This window comes from Enterococcus spodopteracolus, from assembly GCF_030441955.1.
Lineage (GTDB): Bacteria > Bacillota > Bacilli > Lactobacillales > Enterococcaceae > Enterococcus_B > Enterococcus_B spodopteracolus.
Genome location: NZ_JARJHD010000001.1, coordinates 59,938 through 79,250 on the forward strand (window position 1 = coordinate 59,938; position 19,313 = coordinate 79,250).

Sequence of the window (19,313 nt, forward strand, 5' to 3'; positions counted from 1 at the left end):
CATGTCTGTGTTTGAGGCATGGATGTTTACATTATCGTTTGCAACATTGGTCTCGATCGTCAGCGACAAAGACAACAAAAAATAACCGCTCTTTAAACTTCGGAAGGTTTAACGGTTATTTTTTGTAACTGAATAAACTAGCCACTAGTCAAACAGTGCTATCTGAAGAGAGAGTTGTTGATGCAACGCTCTCTTTTCAAAGTTATGATACAATAGCGGGTATATAAACGCGAGTTCATTTTCTTCCGTCTTATTGGTAAAAAAATGGTTATAATTGTTTTTATTTGACTTGGAGTTGACTCAAGGGGATATACTAGAAGCAATTAATCTAAGGAGTGGAAGCTATGAAAGCAACAGTATTTTTAGAACCAGGGAAAATGATTATCAAAGAAATGCCTAAGCCAGAATTGAATCAAGAAAACGAAGCAATCATTCGTGTGGTACGTGCAAGTGTATGTGGTTCTGATTTATGGTGGTATCGTGGTATCTCTAAAAAAGAAGCAGGATCTGCTGCGGGACATGAAGCGATTGGTATTGTTGAAGAGGTAGCAGAAGATGTTACAAATGTTCAACCGGGTGATTTTGTTATTGTGCCTTTTACCCATGGTTGTGGGGAATGTGAGGCTTGTTTAGCTGGGTTTGATGGAGATTGTTTATCAGATACTTCAGGTTCAACAGGGTATCAGGCAGAGTATATTCGCTATCGCAATGCGAATTGGGGATTAGTAAAAATCCCTGGTAAACCAGAAGATTATTCTGATGATATGTTAAACTCTTTTGTTACGTTGGCGGATGTTATGGCAACGGGCTATCATGCAGCAGTGAGTGCTGAGGTGAAAGAAGGAGATACAGTTGTTGTGATCGGAGATGGAGCTGTAGGGTTATGCGGAGTCATTGGAGCAAAATTGTTAGGCGCATCAAAAATCATTGCGATGAGTCGACATGAAGACCGTCAACAGCTAGCTTTGACATTTGGAGCAACGGATATCATTGCGGCTCGTGGAGAAGAAGCAATCGCTGAGGTCATGAAATTAACAGGTGCCGGTGCGGATGCAGTGTTAGAATGCGTAGGAACACAACAAGCAGTTGAAACGGCTGTAAAAGTAGGTCGACCAGGTGCGGTTGTTGGACGTGTTGGCGTCCCTCACGTAGATGATTTGGATACGAACGCTTTGTTTTATCGTAATATTGGCTTACGTGGAGGGATTGCGGCTGTGACGACTCACGACCGAGCTTCACTATTAGAAGCAGTCTTATCAAATGAAATCGAACCAGGTAAAGTCTTTACGCAACAATTCGAGTTAGATCAAGTTCAAGCTGCTTATGAGGCAATGGATGAACGAAAAGCAATCAAATCACTGTTGGTCATCTCATAGTTCTTGAGTTTGAATAGATCAGAGGTCAAGAAGCAATGCTACCATCTAATTACTCAATGTAGTATCTTTTATTAACCTTGAAACCGTTCGTCAAACGGTTTCGCTCATGATAAAATAAATTTAATTAGAGAAAAGGAGCGATGGGCCATGTGGTTGTTTTATTTGGATCAAGTATTTTTAAACAATTAATTGAATCGTTTAAAAACAACTTGTAAATGACAGTTCACGGGAACTTTGCTTTTTTTCTATGCTTTTTTAGTATGGACAAAATTCCTGAAGAAGCAGTCTTTCGCAGGCTGCTTCTTTTTTGTGTTTCCGTTAGAAGGATGTTCATTTACACAAAAGGAGTGCAAATAATGGAAGCGTTAGTAATGCAATTAAAAGAGATCGAGATTACGTATGACGGAAAAGAAGTATTAACAATCAATGAGCAAGCGATTTATGAGAATGCGCAGATCGGTATCGTCGGAGATAATGGTAGCGGGAAATCGACGTTACTTAAATTATTAGCTGGAGAAATTCTACCAGAAAAAGGAAGAATAGATCGAAGGGTTGATTTTGAATATTTTGCACAGATCAATACCCTTGATCAGCATCCAGTCGAAGAAATCGATTTTGAGTTACTTAGCCGTTTCCGAGTCCCCAATCAAGTGGCTCACTTTAGTGGTGGTGAAGAAACGAAATATCGTTTGGCACAAGTATTATCTACGTACACACCAGGTTTGTTATTAGATGAACCAACCACCCATTTAGATCAACGAAGCGTGCAAATGTTGATTGAAGAACTTCGGTATTATTATGGAACCATAGTTTTTGTTAGCCATAATCGCTTATTTCTCAATGAATTAGCTGACAAGATATGGGAAGTATCGGAACATACGATAAATGAGTATCAAGGGAACTATGATGACTATCTAAAGCAAAAAGAGCAAGAAGTAATTGCTCAAGAAAGAGCGCATGATGACTATTTGAGAGAACGTAAAAAATTAGAAAATAGCATGATCAAAAAAGAGCAGCAAGCAAAAAAAATGGCGCAATCTTCCAATCAAAAAAGCAGAAGTAATAAAAATAGTCGGAAACCTGATCGTTTGTCAGGAACAAAACAAAAAGAAAGTGGTCAAAAAGGGATAATGAAAGCGGCGAAGTCAATGGAGAAACGTTTAGAAAAATTATCAGAAGTCGCAAGAGTACAAAAAAAGCATCCGATTGATTTCCCGCAGTCAGAAACAACTGTTTTACACAATAAGTTCCCAGTCGTAGGTGAATCAGTGACGATCCATTATAATGAAAAAGTCCTGCTTGGTGAAGTTAACTTTGCCTTCGCTCTAGGAAAAAATATCGCGATTATTGGATCGAATGGCAGTGGAAAATCTAGTTTATTACAACACATCTTACAGTAAAAAAATGGAGTGAAGCTTAGTCCCAAAGTTACTTTTGCTGTCTATGAGCAAATGGATTATCACTATGTTGAGGATATGACCGTCCTACAGTATTTGATGCGTCAGACCGAATATCCAGAAAGTTTGATCCGAAGTATACTTCACCATTTAAGCTTTTCACCGGAGATCATCCAACAATCAATTGGTTCGTTAAGTGGAGGTGAGGCTACACGGCTGTCACTAGCAACGTTGTTTGCTAAGCCTTCCAACGTATTACTTCTAGATGAACCGACTAATTTTATTGATCTGCGGACAATGGATGCGCTAGAGTATTTTTTGAAACAATATCATGGAACTGTTTTGTTTACCTCGCATGACCCTTATTTTGTTCAACAAGTGGCAGATCAAGTCTATGAAATAAAGGATCGAAAACTGATTCGACGAGATTGAATCAGCGTAAAACGAGCTTGCTATTGTTGCTAAGTGAGAGTCAAAGGGAGTGCCAAAAATAGGCAACTGAAATAAGCAGTGAAATCCGGAAATTGTTTTTCCTATTTTGGGATTTCGCTGTTTATTTTTGTAAGATTTATTTTTGGTGACTTCCTTTTTTATTTTAATTTTAATACACGGGTGCGTCGTCGACTCTGTTCGGTCCATCAAAATGGAAAAACACGAGTCAAATTGGGCCAAAGCGTGATAGCGTTTCCAACGGAAAGTCATTATAGTTGAAATGGGGGGACGGGAATGATCAATTACCGCTTGAGTTATCTGTTTGAGGAAACGAACAGACAAAAATTGATAAAACTGACGAACTTGGAGGAAGAGACTCTAAAAATAGAATTAACAAAAATCAATCATTTTTGTGAAAAAAAGCTAGGGCAAAAAATAAATATCTTTGGAGAGGAGGTACTGATTCCAGAGGTGATTCGACGACGATGGTCTGAAGTCCTCTTTGAAGTATCAAAACAGGAACTATATTTTTCTGAAGAGGAAAGACAAGCCATGATCTATCTTCTTGCCTTTTCGATGGTTGATGATCTATCTGTTTATTATTTTCAAGAATTATTCAATGTAAGTAAGAATACAGTTTTAAAAGATGTCAGAAATTTAAGAATGAAACTCCAAGAAGAAGACATTCGCCTGTTTTATTCGAGAAAAAAAGGCTTCTACCTAGATGGCGCTGAACTTGATGTTCGCCGCGTAGCTTATTCAACTGTGGGAGTACTAACAGACACCAAGAACGGCCACTGGTTACTTTTTGAGGGGATCTATGGCATTTCTAGAACGAATTATGTTGTGGTGAGAGACCGCCTGCTTCGTATTTTAGAGGAATTTGATTTAATTATCGTTCCTAGTCGTTTTGAGGAAATGTTGTATTTTATTAGTTTTTTATTGTCACGGATCACAAAAAAAGCAGTTTTTCTAACTGAAAAAGACAAAGAGATGCTGACCTCTTTGAATGTCTATCAAGCAAGCAAAAAATTTTTAACAGATTTTGGTCAAATCAAAAATCAAGTAGAAGAAGAATGCTATTTGACTGTGCTTTTAAAGACTGTCTTACAAGGTGATATTGAGGATCATTCTGTAGAATTTTTATTGGAATGTGCAAGAGAGGTCATCCATGAGATGGAACGTTTATCCGCTGTCCGGTTTGTTGACTACCGGAAATTATTGATGAATTTCTTTTATCATCTTGTTCCCGCTTATTTTCGTATCCGCTATCGATTCACATTGAATAATGTGTTGATCGATGAAATCAAAACCCAATATAGAGAATTATTTGAATTGACTCGTTTAGCGCTTTATCCGCTCAAACAATTAGTTGGCGAGATTCCGGATACAGAAATTGGTTATTTTACGATTTTATTTGGTGGAGAGATCAGAAAGCAAAAGGAACGACACCATTACCAACGATTAAAGGCGATGATCGTCTGTCCTAGTGGCATCAGCTCTGGCTTGATCATGGAATCGGAATTACAAGAGCTATTTCCACAAATCGAATTTTTGCCGGCACGATCAACAGAAGAATATCAGATGCTTCGTTTTTCGGAAGACATTGATATGGTGTTTTCCAGTGTCCCACTAAAAACACCGGTGACCAGTTATGTTGTGAAACCCATCATGACTCCTTTAGAAAAAAATGAATTAGTTAAAAAGGTCCAACAAGCATTTTATGTTTCAGAAAGAGGTGTGCATTCGATCGAAGAAATTTTGGAAGTGATTTTTCCATATATTGATTTAAAAGAAGGAATGACAAAGAGGAAACTGCGACAGATCGTCGAGAGAAAAATAAACAAAGAATTGAATAGAAGGGAAGATCAACGGCCGATGTTATCAGAATTATTAACAAAAGAAACCATATACTTTACGGACAAACAACTGACATGGCAAGAAGCCATCACCGAGGCAGCTCAGCCTTTGTTAACGACTAATAAAATCGAAGAAAAGTATGTGGGGGCGATGATTGAAAAGGTCATTGAACATGGGCCTTTTATCCATATTGGAAAAGGAATTGCTTTGCCTCATGCACGACCAGAAGATGGAGTAAAAGAAATTGGGATGTCATTACTGAAGGTAACTGATCCAGTCTTATTGAGCGATGATGAAAAACATCCAATCCAATTATTTATCTGTTTAGCAGCAGTGGACAACGAGATGCACTTGAAAGCTTTAGCTAGCTTGACGAAAATTTTGTCGAATAAAGAACGTTTAGCGTCATTACTCGAAGCGAAAGATGTAGAAGAAATCATCCATGTGATCAAAGAAGGGGAAGATGAAAAATGAAATTTGCAGCAGTATGTGGTTCAGGATTAGGATCCAGTTTTATGGTGGAGATGAATATCAATTCCGTATTAAGTGATCTAGGGATAAGTGGAGTGGAAGTTGCTCATTACGATCTGGGAAGTGCAGCACCAGAATTAGCAGATGTCTTTTTTATCGGTAGAGATTTAGCAGATAGCGCACAACATTTAGGCGAAATCGTTGTGTTGGAGAGTATCATCGATCTAGATGAATTGAAAGAAAAAGTAGCTGAGACATGTAGAAAAAAAGGATTACTATAAAAAAATTTTTTGGAGGGAGGAAAAATAAATGAATAGTATTTTAGATCTATTGATCGATATTGCGAGTACACCAGTAATCTTAGTGGCATTGATTGCTGTATTGGGTAATATGTTGCAGAAAAAAGATGTGGCAACGACTGTTAAAGGCGGAATCAAGACCTTTGTAGGATTTCTGGTTGTGACAGCTGGTGCAGGAGTCATAGAAAGTTCGTTGGCGCCATTTGGAGAAATGTTTCAAGTCGCATTCAATATGCAAGGAGTTGTTCCTAATAATGAAGCGATCGTAGCGTTAGCTCTAACTACCTATGGAACATATACAGCACTTATTATGTTAGCGGGGATGGCATTCAATATTTTGATTGCGAGAATCACTCGGTACAAATACATTTATTTAACAGGACATGCAACGTTATACATGGCATGTATGATTGCAGTCATTTTAAGTGTAACAGGAATGAGTACGTTTAGTCTGGTTTTATTCGGTGGGTTAGCGCTAGGCATTTGTAATACAATTTTTCCAGCAATCGCACAACCGTTTACACGTCAAATCACAAAAAATGACTCTGTAGCTTTAGGTCATACAGGGAACTTTGGCTACGCATTGAGTGGCTTAATCGGTAAGTATGTTGGAAATAAAGAAGAATCAACAGAAGACATCAATTTTCCTAAAGGGTTATCTTTTTTACGGGACTCAACAGTAAGTATCACGATTACGATGGCAATCGTCTATGTGATCGTAGCGTTGTTTGCCGGAAGTGACTATATTACTACCACATTGAGCGATGGCACGAATTATATTATTTATGCTTTACAACAAGCGGGGTCATTTGCCGCAGGTGTTTTTGTGATCTTAGCCGGTGTACGTTTGATTTTAGCTGAAATCGTTCCTGCATTTAAAGGAATCTCTGAAAAATTAGTACCGAATTCGATTCCAGCGTTGGATTGTCCAATCGTGTTCCCTTATGCACCAAATGCTGTATTGATTGGCTTTTTAACAAGTTTTGTTGGTGGATTAGTTAGTTTAGTGATCATGGTCTTTGCTGGGACAACAGTGATTATTCCTGGCGTAGTTCCTCATTTCTTCTGTGGCGCGACAGCCGGTGTTTATGGAAATGCCACTGGGGGCGTACGTGGTGCGGTCATCGGTTCCTTTATCCATGGGATCATCATTAGCTTCATGCCGATCTTGTTGATGCCAGTAATGGGCGATCTTGGATTCCAAGGTTCAACTTTCTCAGATACAGATTATGGTGTTTCAGGGATCTTTTTAGGAAACTTAGCAAATATGGGCGGACAAATTGCAGTTATTTCTGGTGTGGTCGCTGTACTTGCTGTTTTGATCGGTTTGACACTTTTAAAGAAAAGTAAAAAATCAGATACAGTCGCAGAGTAAGGGGGGATTATTTTGACCATCAAGGAAGAGCAGCTAAAAGAACTGGAATTATTAGCAACTAAAATACGATTAGATACATTGATCAGTATCAAACATATGGGGCAAGGACATTTAGGTGGTTCATTTTCGATCGTTGAGTTGTTAGCCGTCTTATACGGTAAGCAGATGAAGATCGATCCTAAAAATCCCCAATGGGAAGAACGTGATCGGTTGGTCTTATCTAAAGGACACGCAGGAGCTGGGTTATACAGTGCTTTAGCAAATGTTGGTTATTTTGACAAAGAATGGTTACTGACGATCAATGAAGGTGGAACAAGACTGCCTTCTCATCCGGATTGCAAAAAAACACCTGGTGTTGATGCAACTACAGGTTCTTTAGGACAAGGGACTTCAATAGCTGCGGGGATCGCTACAGGTTTTAAGCACGCTAACAAAGACAACTATGTGTACTTGATTGTGGGAGATGGAGAGTTGAATGAAGGCCAATGTTGGGAAGCATTCCAATATATCGCTCATTTTAAATTAAACCATTGCATCGTGATCATCGATGATAATAAGAAGCAATTAGATGGAGAAACAAAGGACATCCTTGACCCGTTCGATTTACAGAAAAAAATGGAAGCATTCGGTTTCTATACTTTAAAAGTAAAGGGTTCCGATATACAAGCGATTGATGCTGCAATCAACGAATGTAAAGAAGTGACTGATCAAGCAGTTTGTCTGGTACTTGATAGCGTTAAGGGGCAAGGGGTTCCGTATTTTGAAACTTTAGCTGCCAATCATTCCGTGAAATTCAATACGGAACAAGTCAACCAAGCAGCAGATCAAGCAATCCGAACATTAGAAGAAAAAATCGAGAGGATGCGATAAGGGATGTTCCATTTAACTAAATTGACAGTAATCGAAAAAGAATTACGAATTTGTGTCGTAGAAACCATCAATGAATTGATGGAAAAAGATGAGAAAGTCATTGCGTTAGATGCTGATCTAGGTTCTGCAAGTGGTTGGACAGCGATTGGAAAGGAACATCCTGACCGCTTTATCAATATGGGAATTGCCGAAGCAAATATGGTTGGCGTTGCAGCAGGATTAAGTTTGACAGGGTACACGCCATTTATCCATACTTTTGGTCCATTTGCGACACGCCGGGTATTTGATCAACTGTTTATTTCAGGTGGCTACGGCGGGAATACCATCAATATTTATGGTTCAGATCCGGGATTTGCTGCAGGGCACAATGGGGGAACTCATACGACTTGGGAGGACGTGGCTTTAATGAAAGCCATCCCTTATTCCGTAGTATGTGATGCGGCAGATGACGTACAAATGGCATGGATCATCAAAGAATTTCATCAAATGTCAGGAATCCATTATGTACGAGGAAATCGTAAAGGCGTCACGCCTGTTTATGAGAAAGGTTCAACATTTGTATTAGGCAAAGGAAATGTTTTGCGTAAAGGGACGGATTATCTGCTGATTGCAGCAGGGCAACTCGTTTCTGAAACATTACAAGTCGCTGAACAATTGATGGAACAAGGAATCAGCTGTGAAGTGATCGATATGTTTACCATCAAACCGATTGATCGAGAGTTGATCCTCAGTGAAGCAATTGGCAAGAAAAAAATCGTAACCATTGAGAATCACTCGATTACTGGCGGCTTGGGTAGTTCAGTCGCTGAAGTTCTTGCAGAAGAAGGGATTGGCGTTCCTCTGAAACGAATCGGTGTCAATGAACGTTTTGGTCAAGTTGGCACACCAGATTTCTTGCAACAAGAATTTGGGTTGGATGTTGCTGGGATAAAAAAGCAAATGATGGAATAAGTCAGCGTGTTGACTACGATCATTTGATAGCGAAAAGGAGTAATGAAGGGGCAACCCTTTTTTACTCCTTTTTTGAGTTGATGATCCATTAGTAATACAATGGATTTGTATAAGGTGAATATTATTGTCTTATGTTATAAATGTGAGGAGATGAAGAATGTTGATCAACGAATAAGGAGATGATCTATGAATGTCTACAGCTTTTCTAATTAGAACGAAACATGTACATATATTCTTTAGGATTTATTATTTAGAGGTAAAGAGGATTTCTGGCTAGAGCATAAAAAAATTTTATTGACCGATTATGGAAACAAAAAGAGAAACTCGATCAATAAACACTAGGTGGAGGAACAGAAATTGTCGAAATCAACAAAAAATATCCTTATCGTAGGAGTAGGTGTTGCTATGTATTTATTTACTGCGTATGTTTATAAGTATGTGAGCGTGTTTGCAGAGCCATTGGATCAATTGTATCAATCGGATTCTGCCATTGTTCAAGGGTTTGCCAATTTGATGATCTTGCTATTATTTACTCCCGCACTAAGAGTCATTAGTCTTCTTATATGCTTGCTTTTGTTAGTTGTTGTCAATAAAAAAAGAAAGACGAATCATTCTGCTGTTTAAAGAAGTTAGTGTGGCAGTGTGTATCATTTATAACTTAATAGAAGTAATTAGAGAATTGTAGGTGTTTCAAATAGCCGACGATTCTCTTTTTTATATAGTTGGCACACAATATATTTTTATGTTTAATAATAAAAATAAAAAACATGAAAAAATTCATAGTAAATTTACTAAATAAAAAAAATGGCATACTGTGTTCAACAAATCGATTTGTATCAAAATAAAAAAAGGGGAACAAGAAAACGAAAGTGATCACAAAATTAATGGTAGGAGCATTTGTAGCAACGGCATTAGGAGTAGTCGGAGGAAGTCAAACAGTCTCGGCAGATTTGGATCAAAACATACCAGGTTCTAATGTCGCGGACGCCTTTAAAAATAAAGTGGTGAGAATTGAAAGTGCAATGGGTTTGGGAAGGCCGTTGGATTTGGGTCAATCTAATCTTGACCAAGTAATCATGTACAATAATATTGGCTCATGGAATCAAAAATGGCATATGTTTTATAATTTTGCTACTGAGAGGTACACTTTCTCAACTGATCCTCATCAGTTCAACGGATTTATCAAATCAGCATCCTTCTCTGTATCAGAAAGATCTTTTGATAGCAAAGGAAATCCAAGAATTGCAACGTCAAGGTCTCAATTCAAATGGGTGATTGTATAAAGTAGGTGTAGGTAATCTTTTAGGTGATGGACTTTTTGTATTACAAAATATTGAAACAGGTAAAATACTGGATATTGAAAATGGCACTCCTTCACAAGGTCAGAAATTAATTGCTACCGAAGGAGAGGGGCGTGGTACGTCAAGTCAAAGATCCGTATTCATGGGGTAGGAAATGTTTAACCATATACAATATATCTGATTTAAAAATAGTAAAAAAGACATAAAACAGTTTACCTTGTTTTGTGTCTTTTAATTTTGTGTGATACACACATCTATTATTTAATTTGAAAGCAAAGATAAATGGCTATTTCCGGAATGAAGTTGTGGATTCGTTGCGTGCAATGGATGGCTTTCAAACAGCTGATAGCTGTCTTCTTTGCCTTGACAGATCGCCATGATTTGGCGAACACTGTTCATGCCTTCAACTAATACTCCAAAATTTTGTTCACGATTATAATTATAAACAACAGCAGATGGATGTTTCTTTATTCCCATTTCACGGGCCATTTTTTGGTCTGAGAAAAATGCTTCTTTGACAAATTCAGATTGGCGATCTTCTTTGAACATGTCTAGATCTCCAATTTCTGAAAAAATCGATTCAGAAAGCTGTTGAGAATATGGAATTTTTTTACAACTGACTGCTTCTTGTAATCGGCTAAGAAATTGTCTTCCTTTTTTCTTTCCTTGAAAATGCGCAGCTTTGCAATCTAATGCGGCTGAATAAGTAATGGAAAATAGTTTGTTGCGCTCTTCAAGATTAGTTTGAGAAATCCCGTTAGTCTGCATGACATCCCCGATTGTCTGCAAGTTAACTAGTGGTAGAAAACGAAATTGTACTTTGTCTTTTGGCTTCTTTCCATATTCCTCATCAATAAACTGAACGAGCTGTTGCTCTAAATGAAAGCAGTTTTTCCCCAATGGATTAACAAAAAAATAGATTTCGATCATACGAATCTCCCCCAAATTAGATTCTATGCAAATCATGAATAATATTCACAACGTATAACTTACCAGAAAATCCCGAAAAAATGAACTCATGAGCCTTGTGAAAATGATAGAGTTCTAATTTTTGGCCTCAAACATTCGTTGGATTTTATTTTTTGAAGGATGATAAGGAATTCCTTGACGTTGAAGGAAGTGCTCAAATGCTACTTTTCCACTGGCAGCATCAGTGACTTCTAATTCTAATTCATAGTCGTGAAGTTGTTCCCCCCAACTTTCGTCAATGGCTAACAAACCTTCATCAATAGGAAATTCAACACGCTTAGTCGTCAGTTCTCCGATTTTAAACAATTGATTGGAATCGATCGATAGCTCATGAAGTTTTTTTAAAACACCGCCCGTTTGTGGTAGTGTCTGTTCCTCGATCATTTTAGTGGCTTCTTGGAGTGTGTAGGTGTCTGTTGTTTCCAATTTTCCTTCTGTAGCTGGCGTTTTTAATGTGTACTCCGCATAAGTATCTAATAAGCGGATACGTAACCCACAACCACGCTGTTTTAATTGGAAATCAGGCGTGTCATAATAAATATTGGTTTGGATATGGAAGGATTCCTTTGTAAGTTGATAGTGCGAAAGCAAACGCGTGTAATCTTCCTTAGCTAGCAATGTTTTAAATTCGATCTCTAACATTTCAGTCATTGGCTTCGCCCCTTTTCTTTTATTTTGCCTAATTTTTTGTTTTTGGTCAACTTCAAAGACAGAAGGTGCAAAAAAACTATGTTTATATGTTAGAATATCTATGAATGTTAACAAAGTAGAGGTATAGATTATGGAACGAGACTGGGAAGAGTTTTTAGCACCTTACGAACAAACAGTATCAGAATTAAAAGTAAAACTAAGAGGAATACGTAAACAATTTAGAGAACAAAATCGCCATGTCCCAATCGAGTTTGTGACGGGGCGGGTCAAACCGGTAGAAAGCATCGTTACCAAGTCTCAATTGCGTCATATCCCAATGGCGCGTTTAGAGGAAGAAATGTCAGACATTGCTGGGCTAAGAATCATGTGCCAATTTGTAGAAGATATCCATCAGGTGGTTGAGATCATCCGTAACCGAAAAGACATGAAAGTATTACAAGAGCGAGATTATATCACCAATAAAAAAGCGAGTGGATATCGCTCGTATCATTTAGTGATCGAATATCCAGTCCAATTGATCAGTGGCGAAAAGAAAATCTTAGCAGAAATTCAAATTCGAACGTTAGCGATGAACTTTTGGGCAACGATCGAACATTCGTTGAATTATAAATATCAAGGTGTATTTCCGGAAGAGATGAGTGAACGATTACAACGTGCAGCTGAAGCCGCGTATCAACTCGACGAAGAAATGTCGAATATCCGTGAAGAAATCCAAGAAGCACAACGGTTATTCTCACATGGCAGAGGCAAATCTGAAGATGCCTATTATCGCTCATTGATCAATCAAGAGAATAAACATAAGGAGGCAAAAGATGAAGGTAGCGATCGTTCATAACAAGGAACCAAAAACATTAGCAGTCACCGAACGATTGAAAAATCTTTTGGCTCAAGCAAATATCAAAATTGACGATCAGCAACCAGAGTTAGTGATTTCAGTTGGTGGGGATGGGACGCTATTAGCAGCGTTCCATCAATTTAGCCATGCTTTGAATGATGTGCGTTTTTTAGGCGTCCATACAGGACATCTAGGCTTTTATACGGACTGGCGGGACTATGAATTAGAAGAACTAGTCGATAGCCTGAAAACTAATCGTGAACAAAGTGTCAGCTACCCGTTGCTGGACGTTCGAATCAGCTATTTAGATGATAAGCCTGATCAACATTTTTTTGCTTTGAACGAGTCGACAATCAAGCGTTCTAACCGAACGATGGTAGCAGATGTGTATATCAAGAACGAACTATTTGAAAGCTTCCGTGGTGATGGTTTGGCATTATCTACGCCTACCGGATCGACTGCTTATAATAAGAGTGTTGGTGGGGCTGTGATCCATCCAAGTATCAATGCATTTCAATTAGCAGAGATTGCTTCATTGAATAACCGCGTTTTTCGTACGCTAGGTGCGCCGATGGTCATTGCTCAAGATGAATGGGTGGAAATTCGTTTAGAGAATACCGCAGATTATTTGGTGACGATTGATCAATTGGACGTTTCAAAAAATAATATACGAGCCATTTATTATCGGATTGCAGAAGAAAGAATCCACTTTGCTTCTTATCGACATATGCATTTTTGGCACCGTGTGAAAGATGCCTTTATTGGTGAGGTTTAGCAATGGAATTTACATGGATCTATGAAAAAGAGCAAGCGCAACAAGTAAAATATTTTTTAAAAGAAAAAGGGATCTCCAAAGGGCTACTAGCGAAAATCAAGTTTCAAGGCGGTACGATCATGGTCAATGATCAGGTTGAGAACGTCTTGTTTTCTTTGGCTCAAAATGATAAGGTAACCATTGTGATTCCAGCAGAAGGCGAGCATGAAACGGTTCTTTTAGACGAAACACCGATCGAGATCGTTTATGAAGATAAACATCTCTTAGTCGTCAATAAACCAGCTGGAGTATCCTCGATACCGGCACAATACCATCCTAACGGTACGATGGCGAATCGAGTGAAAGCTTATTATAAACAACAAGGCTATGAAAATCAGGTGATCCACGTAGTGACTAGACTAGATCGAGATACTTCAGGATTGATGCTTTTTGCAAAGCATGGTTTTGCTCATGCAAAATTGGACGTACAGCTTCGCGAAAAGAAGTTCGTCAAAAAATATCAAGCCTTGGTCAGTGGCGATGTGGCTACGTTGAAAGCGCATGGGCAGATCGATTTACCAATTGCTCGTGATATGACATCATTATTAAAACGCAAAGTTTCTTCTACGGGGAAAAGCGCGCAAACGGAATACTGGTTAGAAAACAGATCAGCAGAGATTGCACTCGTTGATATTCAATTGCATACGGGGCGTACGCATCAGATCAGAGTGCATTTTTCTGCGATCGGGTGTCCTCTTTTAGGCGATGACATGTATGGGGGAAGGATGGATCAAGACATAGCTAGACAGGCGTTGCATTGTTATGACTTACAGTTCTATCATCCGTTCACAGAAAAATTATTAGCATTCAAACAGCCTTTAGCAAAAGATATGGCAACAATAGTGAAACGATTTGAAGATTAAGGTGAGGTGAGATTGGTTTGGACGAAAATCAAGAATTAGAGGAAAGATTTGCCCAGTTAGCTCAAGCTCTAAGAGAAAACAATATTCAGGATTTTAGAAATAACTTCTTGGAGATGCATATCTACGAACAGGGGCAATTCTATCAATCCCTTAAGGAAGCAGATCGTCAACAGATTTATACCTATCTTTCGCCAAAGGAATTGGCGGATATGTTCGATGTCATTGAAGAAGATAACGAATATATGAAGGAATATTTAGCAGAAATGCGTCCTAGTTATGCTGCGGAAATGCTCTCAGAGATGTATACCGATAACGCGGTCGATTTGTTGAATACATTGGATAAGAAACAAGTGGCGAAATATCTTAGCTTGATGACAGCAGAAGATGCGAGTGAGATCAAAGACCTCTTGCATTATGAAGATGAAACGGCTGGGGCGATCATGACGACCGAATTTATTTCGATCGTTGCGAACCAAACCGTTCGTTCGGCGATGTATGTCTTGAAAAATGAAGCAGATGTGGCAGAAACAATCTATTACATTTATGTAGTCAATCAAGACAATCAACTCGTTGGAGTTATCTCGTTGCGTGATTTGATTGTCAATGATGATGATGCGATGATCTCTGATTTGATGAGTGAACGGGTATTATCTGTTCACGTAGGCGATGACCAAGAAGATGTGGCACAAACTTTCCGTGACTACGACTTTCTTGCGTTGCCTGTCACGGATTATGATGATCATTTATTAGGGATCGTGACTGTCGATGATATCATCGACGTTATCGATGATGAAGCAGCGAGTGACTATTCTGGATTGGCGGGGGTCAACGTCGAAGAAATCAATGAGAATCCAGTGAAATCAGCTTCTCGTCGCTTACCTTGGTTGATCACTTTATTATTTTTAGGTATGTCAACTGCCTCTTTGATCAGTCATTATGAAGAATTGGTCAGTGAAGCAAGTATTTTAGCTGTCTTTATTTCTTTGATCACAGGGACGGCTGGAAACGCCGGTACACAATCGTTAGCGGTCGCTGTACGTCGCCTGGCGATTTCAGATGAAAAAGATCAGGGCTTTGTTCGGTTGATCGTGGCGGAAGTGTTGACGGGTTTAGTGACCGGTGCTGTGACTGGCCTAACGATCTTCTTGATCGTAGGATTTTGGAAACAGAACTTTATTCTAGGTTTTGTTATCGGTATTGCGATGCTGTTTGCAATCACAGTGGCAAATCTTGCGGGAAGTTTGATCCCAATGTTGATGGATCGTTTAGGTTTTGATCCTGCCGTTGCAAGTGGGCCATTTATTACCACTTTGAGTGACTTGACCAGTGTATTGATCTATTTCAATATTGCTTCGTTGTTTATGGGGTATTTTATGTAAGGGATAGATGAAAAAAGGCGAAGCTTCTCTTGTCTGGGACAAGGAAGTTTCGCTTTTTTTACTCAGACAAAGGAACGATTTTTGTGCCGTGGACTTCGTGGACTTCTAAAGTATCAGCAACTACTTGTGCATTTTCTGAAGTGATACCACCACCAGGTAAAATGATGATTCGTCCGTCTGCATGAGCGATCAACTGTTTTAAGTGTACAAAATTATTTTCGATGTTTGTACCGGCAACACCGCCATGTGTCAAGATACGATGAACGCCATGTTCAACCAACCAATCGATGGCTTCGTATTGACGTTCTTGAGGAATTGCGTCAAACGCCATGTGGAAAGTGATCTGTAAGCCTTCTGCGGAGTCGATCAAGACTTCCAGTGCTTCTTCATCTAACCAACCAGAAGGAGTCAAGCAACCGATCACTACACCATCAGTTCCTAGTTTTTTTGCTTCAATCAAGTCAGTGTGCATGATTTTCAATTCGATATCATTATAAACAAAATCACCACCACGTGGTCGGATGATCGTCATGACAGGTACATTTTTTTCATTAGCGTAGCTCAATACTTCTTCAATGACACCAGTACTTGGTGTAGTGCCACCTACTGCTAGGTTGTCACATAATTCGATCCGATTTGCTCCATTTGCGATGGCTAACGGGATCGATGTATAATTCTCCGCACAAAATTCTTTGATCATATTTTTGCTCCTTTATTATGTCTACTTTTGTTGAAATTATACCATAGTTTTTACAGTTGCTAAAGCGCTCTTCAAACGGTAAGATGAAGGGGATAGCATGATAGACAATATCAGATGACGAATGTTTTTAAAGAAAGTTTTTTATCTTTATATGACTATCTCACTACGTATTTTAAAGGAATGAATAATCACTATGTTAAAGAAAATAGACCAGAGTCGACTATTTTTATCAGAGAATGCCCAAATGTTCCGTTGCCCGTTATGTCAAGAATCCTTTTTATCGACCACGAATGGGCTTATTTGCCAAAAGAATCATCGTTTTGATTTATCTAAAAAGGGAACGTTGTATTTTTTATCTCACGCAATCAAGACCGAATATGATCAAGGGATGTTTGCTCCAAGAAGACGAATGATCCAATCAGGTATGTATCAACCATTGATCGAACAGTTAGCTAAGCATCTACCAAGTGATGCGACCGTCCTAGATGTCGGTTGTGGAGAAGGGAGCTTTTTGGCGGCCATCGATCAATTACAACCATTAAAACAAGCAATTGGCTTTGATATCGCGAAAGAAGGTGTCTATGCAGCCACTGAACAGCCGATGCAAGCATTTTGGTGTGTCGCGGATTTAACGAATTTGCCTTTTGCGGATCAACAATTTTCGACGATATTGAATATTTTCTCGCCTTCTCACTATCAAGAGTTTCAGCGAGTACTTGCAGATGACGGCATGGTATTAAAAGTCGTTCCACAATCAGGCTATTTAAAAGAATTACGCCAAGCTTTTTATCCAGATCAGCCAGAAAAACACCACTATTCTAACGAACGTGTTGTTGACAAATTCATGGAATCAATGGTGTCAGTGGAACGTCAACGTGTGACGTATGAATTTACGATTCCTGAACAAAATCGCCGTGATCTCTTGGCAATGTCGCCACTGGAATGGCAAGTAGCAAAAGAAATAAAAGAGGCGCTGATGGAAGAACCCCTTAGAAAAATTACAATTGACGTAGAATTGTTAAAAGGAAATAAGAGAAAACGATTCCAATAAGAATATTATAGAGTTAAGGTTGCAAAAATCGTTTAATGGTGATATAGTAGCAACAAGTTGTTTTTTCATTGGTTTTTATCAGGTTCCTGTTCTGATAAAAGATAGTGAAAAGAGCTTCACTAACGTAACGACTCGCAGTGACTGACACCGAGTTGATACGTTTTTTTTTATGCAAAAATCAAGATTTAGTCTAAAATGGATTTCACATATACATGAGAGGATGAATAGTATGAACCACATCGTTTTATTTGAACCTTTGATTCCAGCAAACACAGGAAACATTGCACGAACATGTGCAGCGACCAACACACCGTTACACTTGATCGAACCTCTAGGATTTTCAACAGATGATAAACAGCTGAAACGAGCGGGGCTTGATTATTGGCATGATGTGGATATCACGTATCATGCAGATCTACCAGCATTTATGGCTTATTTAGGCGATAGAAAGTTACATTTGATTTCCAAATTTGCGAATAAAGTATACAGTGATGAAGACTTTGCAGATGGTGAAGAGCATTTCTTTTTGTTTGGGAAAGAAACAACTGGATTACCGGAATCCTTTATGCGCGAGCATGAAGAAAAATGCTTACGTATCCCTATGAATGATACACACGTCCGTTCATTGAATCTATCGAATACAGCGGCAATGATCGTGTATGAGGCATTGCGTCAACAAGGTTTCCCAAATTTAGAGTTAACACATCATTACGAAAATGATAAGCTAGACTAAAGGTTGTAAAGAGAGGTTTCGCTCCTAATAAGAAGATGAAGTTGAGAAAATAGTTTCTCTTGTTGCTCAACCTTCGTTTTGCTAGAGTAGGAGCTTCCTTTTGCATCCCCTTGATCGAGGGTGTGGCTGAAGTATATTTCGTGAACATCGCTGATCGAAAACAAGACTACATAAAGGATAGCACAGTTTTTTTACAATCGATTTTTAGCGATATTCAATTGGCGAAAGCCTCTATTTTTTAGAAACAAGCTTTTCTACAAGGTCCAACGGGAAAATCCTATATGATAGTCTATATACAAGTACGGAGTGAGGAGTCTAACATCTATGGAACTATACTTTACAAGACATGGTAAAACGGAATGGAATCTTGAAAGACGTTTTCAAGGAAGCCAGGGAGACTCACCGTTGTTACCTCAAAGTTATGAGGAAATCAAAGCATTCGGCCAAATGGTCAAGTCTGTTCCTTTTGAAGCTATTTATTGCAGTACGGCAAAACGTGCAAGAGATACAGCAAAAGGGATCAATCAAGAATTGGACCATCCGACAGAAATCATTTATACAGATAAATTAAGAGAATTAGGTTTAGGAAAACTAGAAGGACAGTCGATCGAAGAGATGTACAAAAAATTTCCAGAGAACTTACCTAATTTACGAAATCATTTAGATAAATATGATCCAACACCTTTTGAAGGAGAACCAATCACCGAAGCAATCACGCGGATCGAAGCAGTTGTTGCGGATGCAGTATGTCAACATCAAGGGCCTATTCTATTTGTAGGACATGGTGCCTCTTTAACTGCTGCGATCCAGTGGATGACTGGTAAAGAATTAAGTCAGTTACGAGAAATGGGCGGTTTATTCAATAGTAGCTTGACGATTTTAGAAACAGGAGAACCAAACAATCTGTTACCATATGACCTTAAAGTATGTAATCAGGTGGATTTTTTAGGTAATGGACAGCCAGAGCCTTTACTATAAATAAAGGA

General features: G+C 38.7%; 20 protein-coding genes. 17 read left to right on the forward strand and 3 right to left on the reverse strand.

All coding sequences use genetic code 11. The annotated features are described in order from the left end of the window. The first annotated feature begins 344 nt into the window (after positions 1-344). The 10 genes from P3R27_RS00280 to P3R27_RS00320 all read left to right on the forward strand — a co-directional run bounded on the left by P3R27_RS00280 (position 345) and on the right by P3R27_RS00320 (position 10,314). Positions 345-1,376, forward strand: coding sequence for a zinc-binding dehydrogenase (locus P3R27_RS00280; RefSeq protein WP_034687149.1), 1,032 nt, complete (start codon positions 345-347; stop codon positions 1,374-1,376). 356 nt (positions 1,377-1,732) lie between these two features. After that, the gene (locus tag P3R27_RS00285) at positions 1,733-2,776 is read left to right on the forward strand and encodes an ATP-binding cassette domain-containing protein (RefSeq protein ID WP_241234778.1); all 1,044 of its coding nucleotides are present in this window, start codon (positions 1,733-1,735) and stop codon (positions 2,774-2,776) included. A 9-nt stretch (positions 2,777-2,785) separates the two neighbouring features. Further along, positions 2,786-3,205 carry an ATP-binding cassette domain-containing protein gene (locus tag P3R27_RS15175; protein WP_369075739.1) on the forward strand — a complete coding sequence of 140 codons (420 nt, stop codon included), beginning with the start codon at positions 2,786-2,788 and terminating at the stop codon, positions 3,203-3,205. A gap of 294 nt (positions 3,206-3,499) precedes the next feature. Further along, positions 3,500-5,539 (forward strand): BglG family transcription antiterminator, encoded by a 2,040-nt coding sequence (locus P3R27_RS00290; protein WP_301356931.1) that lies wholly within the window; start codon positions 3,500-3,502, stop codon positions 5,537-5,539. Continuing rightward, positions 5,536-5,817, forward strand: coding sequence for a PTS sugar transporter subunit IIB (locus P3R27_RS00295; RefSeq protein ID WP_034687147.1), 282 nt, complete (start codon positions 5,536-5,538; stop codon positions 5,815-5,817). Before P3R27_RS00290 ends, P3R27_RS00295 begins: the two co-directional genes overlap by 4 nt. A 28-nt stretch (positions 5,818-5,845) precedes the next feature. Next, positions 5,846-7,210: a PTS ascorbate transporter subunit IIC gene (ulaA, locus tag P3R27_RS00300; protein WP_301356932.1), complete on the forward strand. Its 1,365-nt coding sequence runs from the start codon at positions 5,846-5,848 to the stop codon at positions 7,208-7,210. 12 nt (positions 7,211-7,222) lie between these two features. Continuing rightward, positions 7,223-8,080: a transketolase gene (locus P3R27_RS00305; protein WP_034687143.1), complete on the forward strand. Its 858-nt coding sequence runs from the start codon at positions 7,223-7,225 to the stop codon at positions 8,078-8,080. A gap of 3 nt (positions 8,081-8,083) precedes the next feature. After that, positions 8,084-9,031 (forward strand): transketolase family protein, encoded by a 948-nt coding sequence (locus P3R27_RS00310; protein WP_034687140.1) that lies wholly within the window; start codon positions 8,084-8,086, stop codon positions 9,029-9,031. 357 nt (positions 9,032-9,388) lie between these two features. Next, the gene (locus P3R27_RS00315; RefSeq protein ID WP_034687136.1) at positions 9,389-9,655 is read left to right on the forward strand and encodes a hypothetical protein; all 267 of its coding nucleotides are present in this window, start codon (positions 9,389-9,391) and stop codon (positions 9,653-9,655) included. 245 nt (positions 9,656-9,900) lie between these two features. Further along, a complete protein-coding gene (locus tag P3R27_RS00320; RefSeq protein WP_235186260.1) occupies positions 9,901-10,314 on the forward strand; it encodes a hypothetical protein in 414 nt (137 codons plus the stop codon). Between the two features lie 279 nt (positions 10,315-10,593). On the opposite strand, the gene P3R27_RS00325 is transcribed toward P3R27_RS00320, so the two are convergent. Both P3R27_RS00325 and P3R27_RS00330 read right to left on the reverse strand, forming a co-directional pair. Continuing rightward, a complete protein-coding gene (locus tag P3R27_RS00325; RefSeq protein WP_034687135.1) occupies positions 10,594-11,262 on the reverse strand; it encodes a DsbA family protein in 669 nt (222 codons plus the stop codon). Between the two features lie 114 nt (positions 11,263-11,376). Continuing rightward, positions 11,377-11,952, reverse strand: coding sequence for a CYTH domain-containing protein (locus P3R27_RS00330; RefSeq protein WP_034687134.1), 576 nt, complete (start codon positions 11,950-11,952; stop codon positions 11,377-11,379). Between the two features lie 130 nt (positions 11,953-12,082). Here P3R27_RS00330 and yjbM point away from each other — a divergent pair, with 130 nt between their 5' ends. Genes yjbM through mgtE form a run of 4 tightly spaced genes read left to right on the forward strand, consistent with a single transcriptional unit; the run spans position 12,083 to position 15,843 of the window. Beyond that, positions 12,083-12,787, forward strand: coding sequence for a GTP diphosphokinase (yjbM, locus tag P3R27_RS00335; protein ID WP_034687131.1), 705 nt, complete (start codon positions 12,083-12,085; stop codon positions 12,785-12,787). Beyond that, positions 12,765-13,562 carry an NAD kinase gene (locus P3R27_RS00340; RefSeq protein WP_010734258.1) on the forward strand — a complete coding sequence of 266 codons (798 nt, stop codon included), beginning with the start codon at positions 12,765-12,767 and terminating at the stop codon, positions 13,560-13,562. Before yjbM ends, P3R27_RS00340 begins: the two co-directional genes overlap by 23 nt. Before the next feature lie 2 nt (positions 13,563-13,564). After that, positions 13,565-14,464: an RluA family pseudouridine synthase gene (locus P3R27_RS00345; RefSeq protein ID WP_034687129.1), complete on the forward strand. Its 900-nt coding sequence runs from the start codon at positions 13,565-13,567 to the stop codon at positions 14,462-14,464. 17 nt (positions 14,465-14,481) lie between these two features. Continuing rightward, positions 14,482-15,843: a magnesium transporter gene (gene mgtE / locus P3R27_RS00350; protein ID WP_034687127.1), complete on the forward strand. Its 1,362-nt coding sequence runs from the start codon at positions 14,482-14,484 to the stop codon at positions 15,841-15,843. Positions 15,844-15,901: 58 nt separating this feature from the next. Here mgtE and P3R27_RS00355 read toward each other — a convergent pair whose 3' ends face one another. Continuing rightward, the gene (locus P3R27_RS00355; protein ID WP_034687125.1) at positions 15,902-16,543 is read right to left on the reverse strand and encodes a copper homeostasis protein CutC; all 642 of its coding nucleotides are present in this window, start codon (positions 16,541-16,543) and stop codon (positions 15,902-15,904) included. Positions 16,544-16,736: 193 nt separating this feature from the next. Between P3R27_RS00355 and P3R27_RS00360 the strand changes: the two genes are divergently transcribed. The 3 genes from P3R27_RS00360 to P3R27_RS00370 all read left to right on the forward strand — a co-directional run bounded on the left by P3R27_RS00360 (position 16,737) and on the right by P3R27_RS00370 (position 19,305). Further along, a complete protein-coding gene (locus tag P3R27_RS00360; RefSeq protein ID WP_034687123.1) occupies positions 16,737-17,594 on the forward strand; it encodes a methyltransferase domain-containing protein in 858 nt (285 codons plus the stop codon). A 229-nt stretch (positions 17,595-17,823) separates the two neighbouring features. Continuing rightward, positions 17,824-18,327, forward strand: coding sequence for a tRNA (uridine(34)/cytosine(34)/5-carboxymethylaminomethyluridine(34)-2'-O)-methyltransferase TrmL (gene trmL, locus P3R27_RS00365; protein WP_034687121.1), 504 nt, complete (start codon positions 17,824-17,826; stop codon positions 18,325-18,327). 324 nt (positions 18,328-18,651) lie between these two features. Then, a complete protein-coding gene (locus P3R27_RS00370) occupies positions 18,652-19,305 on the forward strand; it encodes a histidine phosphatase family protein (protein ID WP_301356935.1) in 654 nt (217 codons plus the stop codon). Positions 19,306-19,313: the final 8 nt, after the last annotated feature.

Bases quoted from the DNA above. Each gene is read 5' to 3' on its own strand.
- P3R27_RS00280 (WP_034687149.1), top strand. From the start codon at position 345: ATGAAAGCAACAGTATTTTTAGAACCAGGGAAAATGATTATCAAAGAA.
- P3R27_RS00285 (WP_241234778.1), top strand. From the start codon at position 1,733: ATGGAAGCGTTAGTAATGCAATTAAAAGAGATCGAGATTACGTATGAC.
- P3R27_RS00290 (WP_301356931.1), top strand. From the start codon at position 3,500: ATGATCAATTACCGCTTGAGTTATCTGTTTGAGGAAACGAACAGACAA.
- P3R27_RS00295 (WP_034687147.1), top strand. From the start codon at position 5,536: ATGAAATTTGCAGCAGTATGTGGTTCAGGATTAGGATCCAGTTTTATG.
- ulaA (WP_301356932.1), top strand. From the start codon at position 5,846: ATGAATAGTATTTTAGATCTATTGATCGATATTGCGAGTACACCAGTA.
- P3R27_RS00310 (WP_034687140.1), top strand. From the start codon at position 8,084: ATGTTCCATTTAACTAAATTGACAGTAATCGAAAAAGAATTACGAATT.
- P3R27_RS00325 (WP_034687135.1), bottom strand. From the start codon at position 11,262: ATGATCGAAATCTATTTTTTTGTTAATCCATTGGGGAAAAACTGCTTT.
- P3R27_RS00330 (WP_034687134.1), bottom strand. From the start codon at position 11,952: ATGACTGAAATGTTAGAGATCGAATTTAAAACATTGCTAGCTAAGGAA.
- yjbM (WP_034687131.1), top strand. From the start codon at position 12,083: ATGGAACGAGACTGGGAAGAGTTTTTAGCACCTTACGAACAAACAGTA.
- P3R27_RS00340 (WP_010734258.1), top strand. From the start codon at position 12,765: ATGAAGGTAGCGATCGTTCATAACAAGGAACCAAAAACATTAGCAGTC.
- P3R27_RS00345 (WP_034687129.1), top strand. From the start codon at position 13,565: ATGGAATTTACATGGATCTATGAAAAAGAGCAAGCGCAACAAGTAAAA.
- P3R27_RS00355 (WP_034687125.1), bottom strand. From the start codon at position 16,543: ATGATCAAAGAATTTTGTGCGGAGAATTATACATCGATCCCGTTAGCC.
- P3R27_RS00360 (WP_034687123.1), top strand. From the start codon at position 16,737: ATGTTAAAGAAAATAGACCAGAGTCGACTATTTTTATCAGAGAATGCC.
- trmL (WP_034687121.1), top strand. From the start codon at position 17,824: ATGAACCACATCGTTTTATTTGAACCTTTGATTCCAGCAAACACAGGA.
- P3R27_RS00370 (WP_301356935.1), top strand. From the start codon at position 18,652: ATGGAACTATACTTTACAAGACATGGTAAAACGGAATGGAATCTTGAA.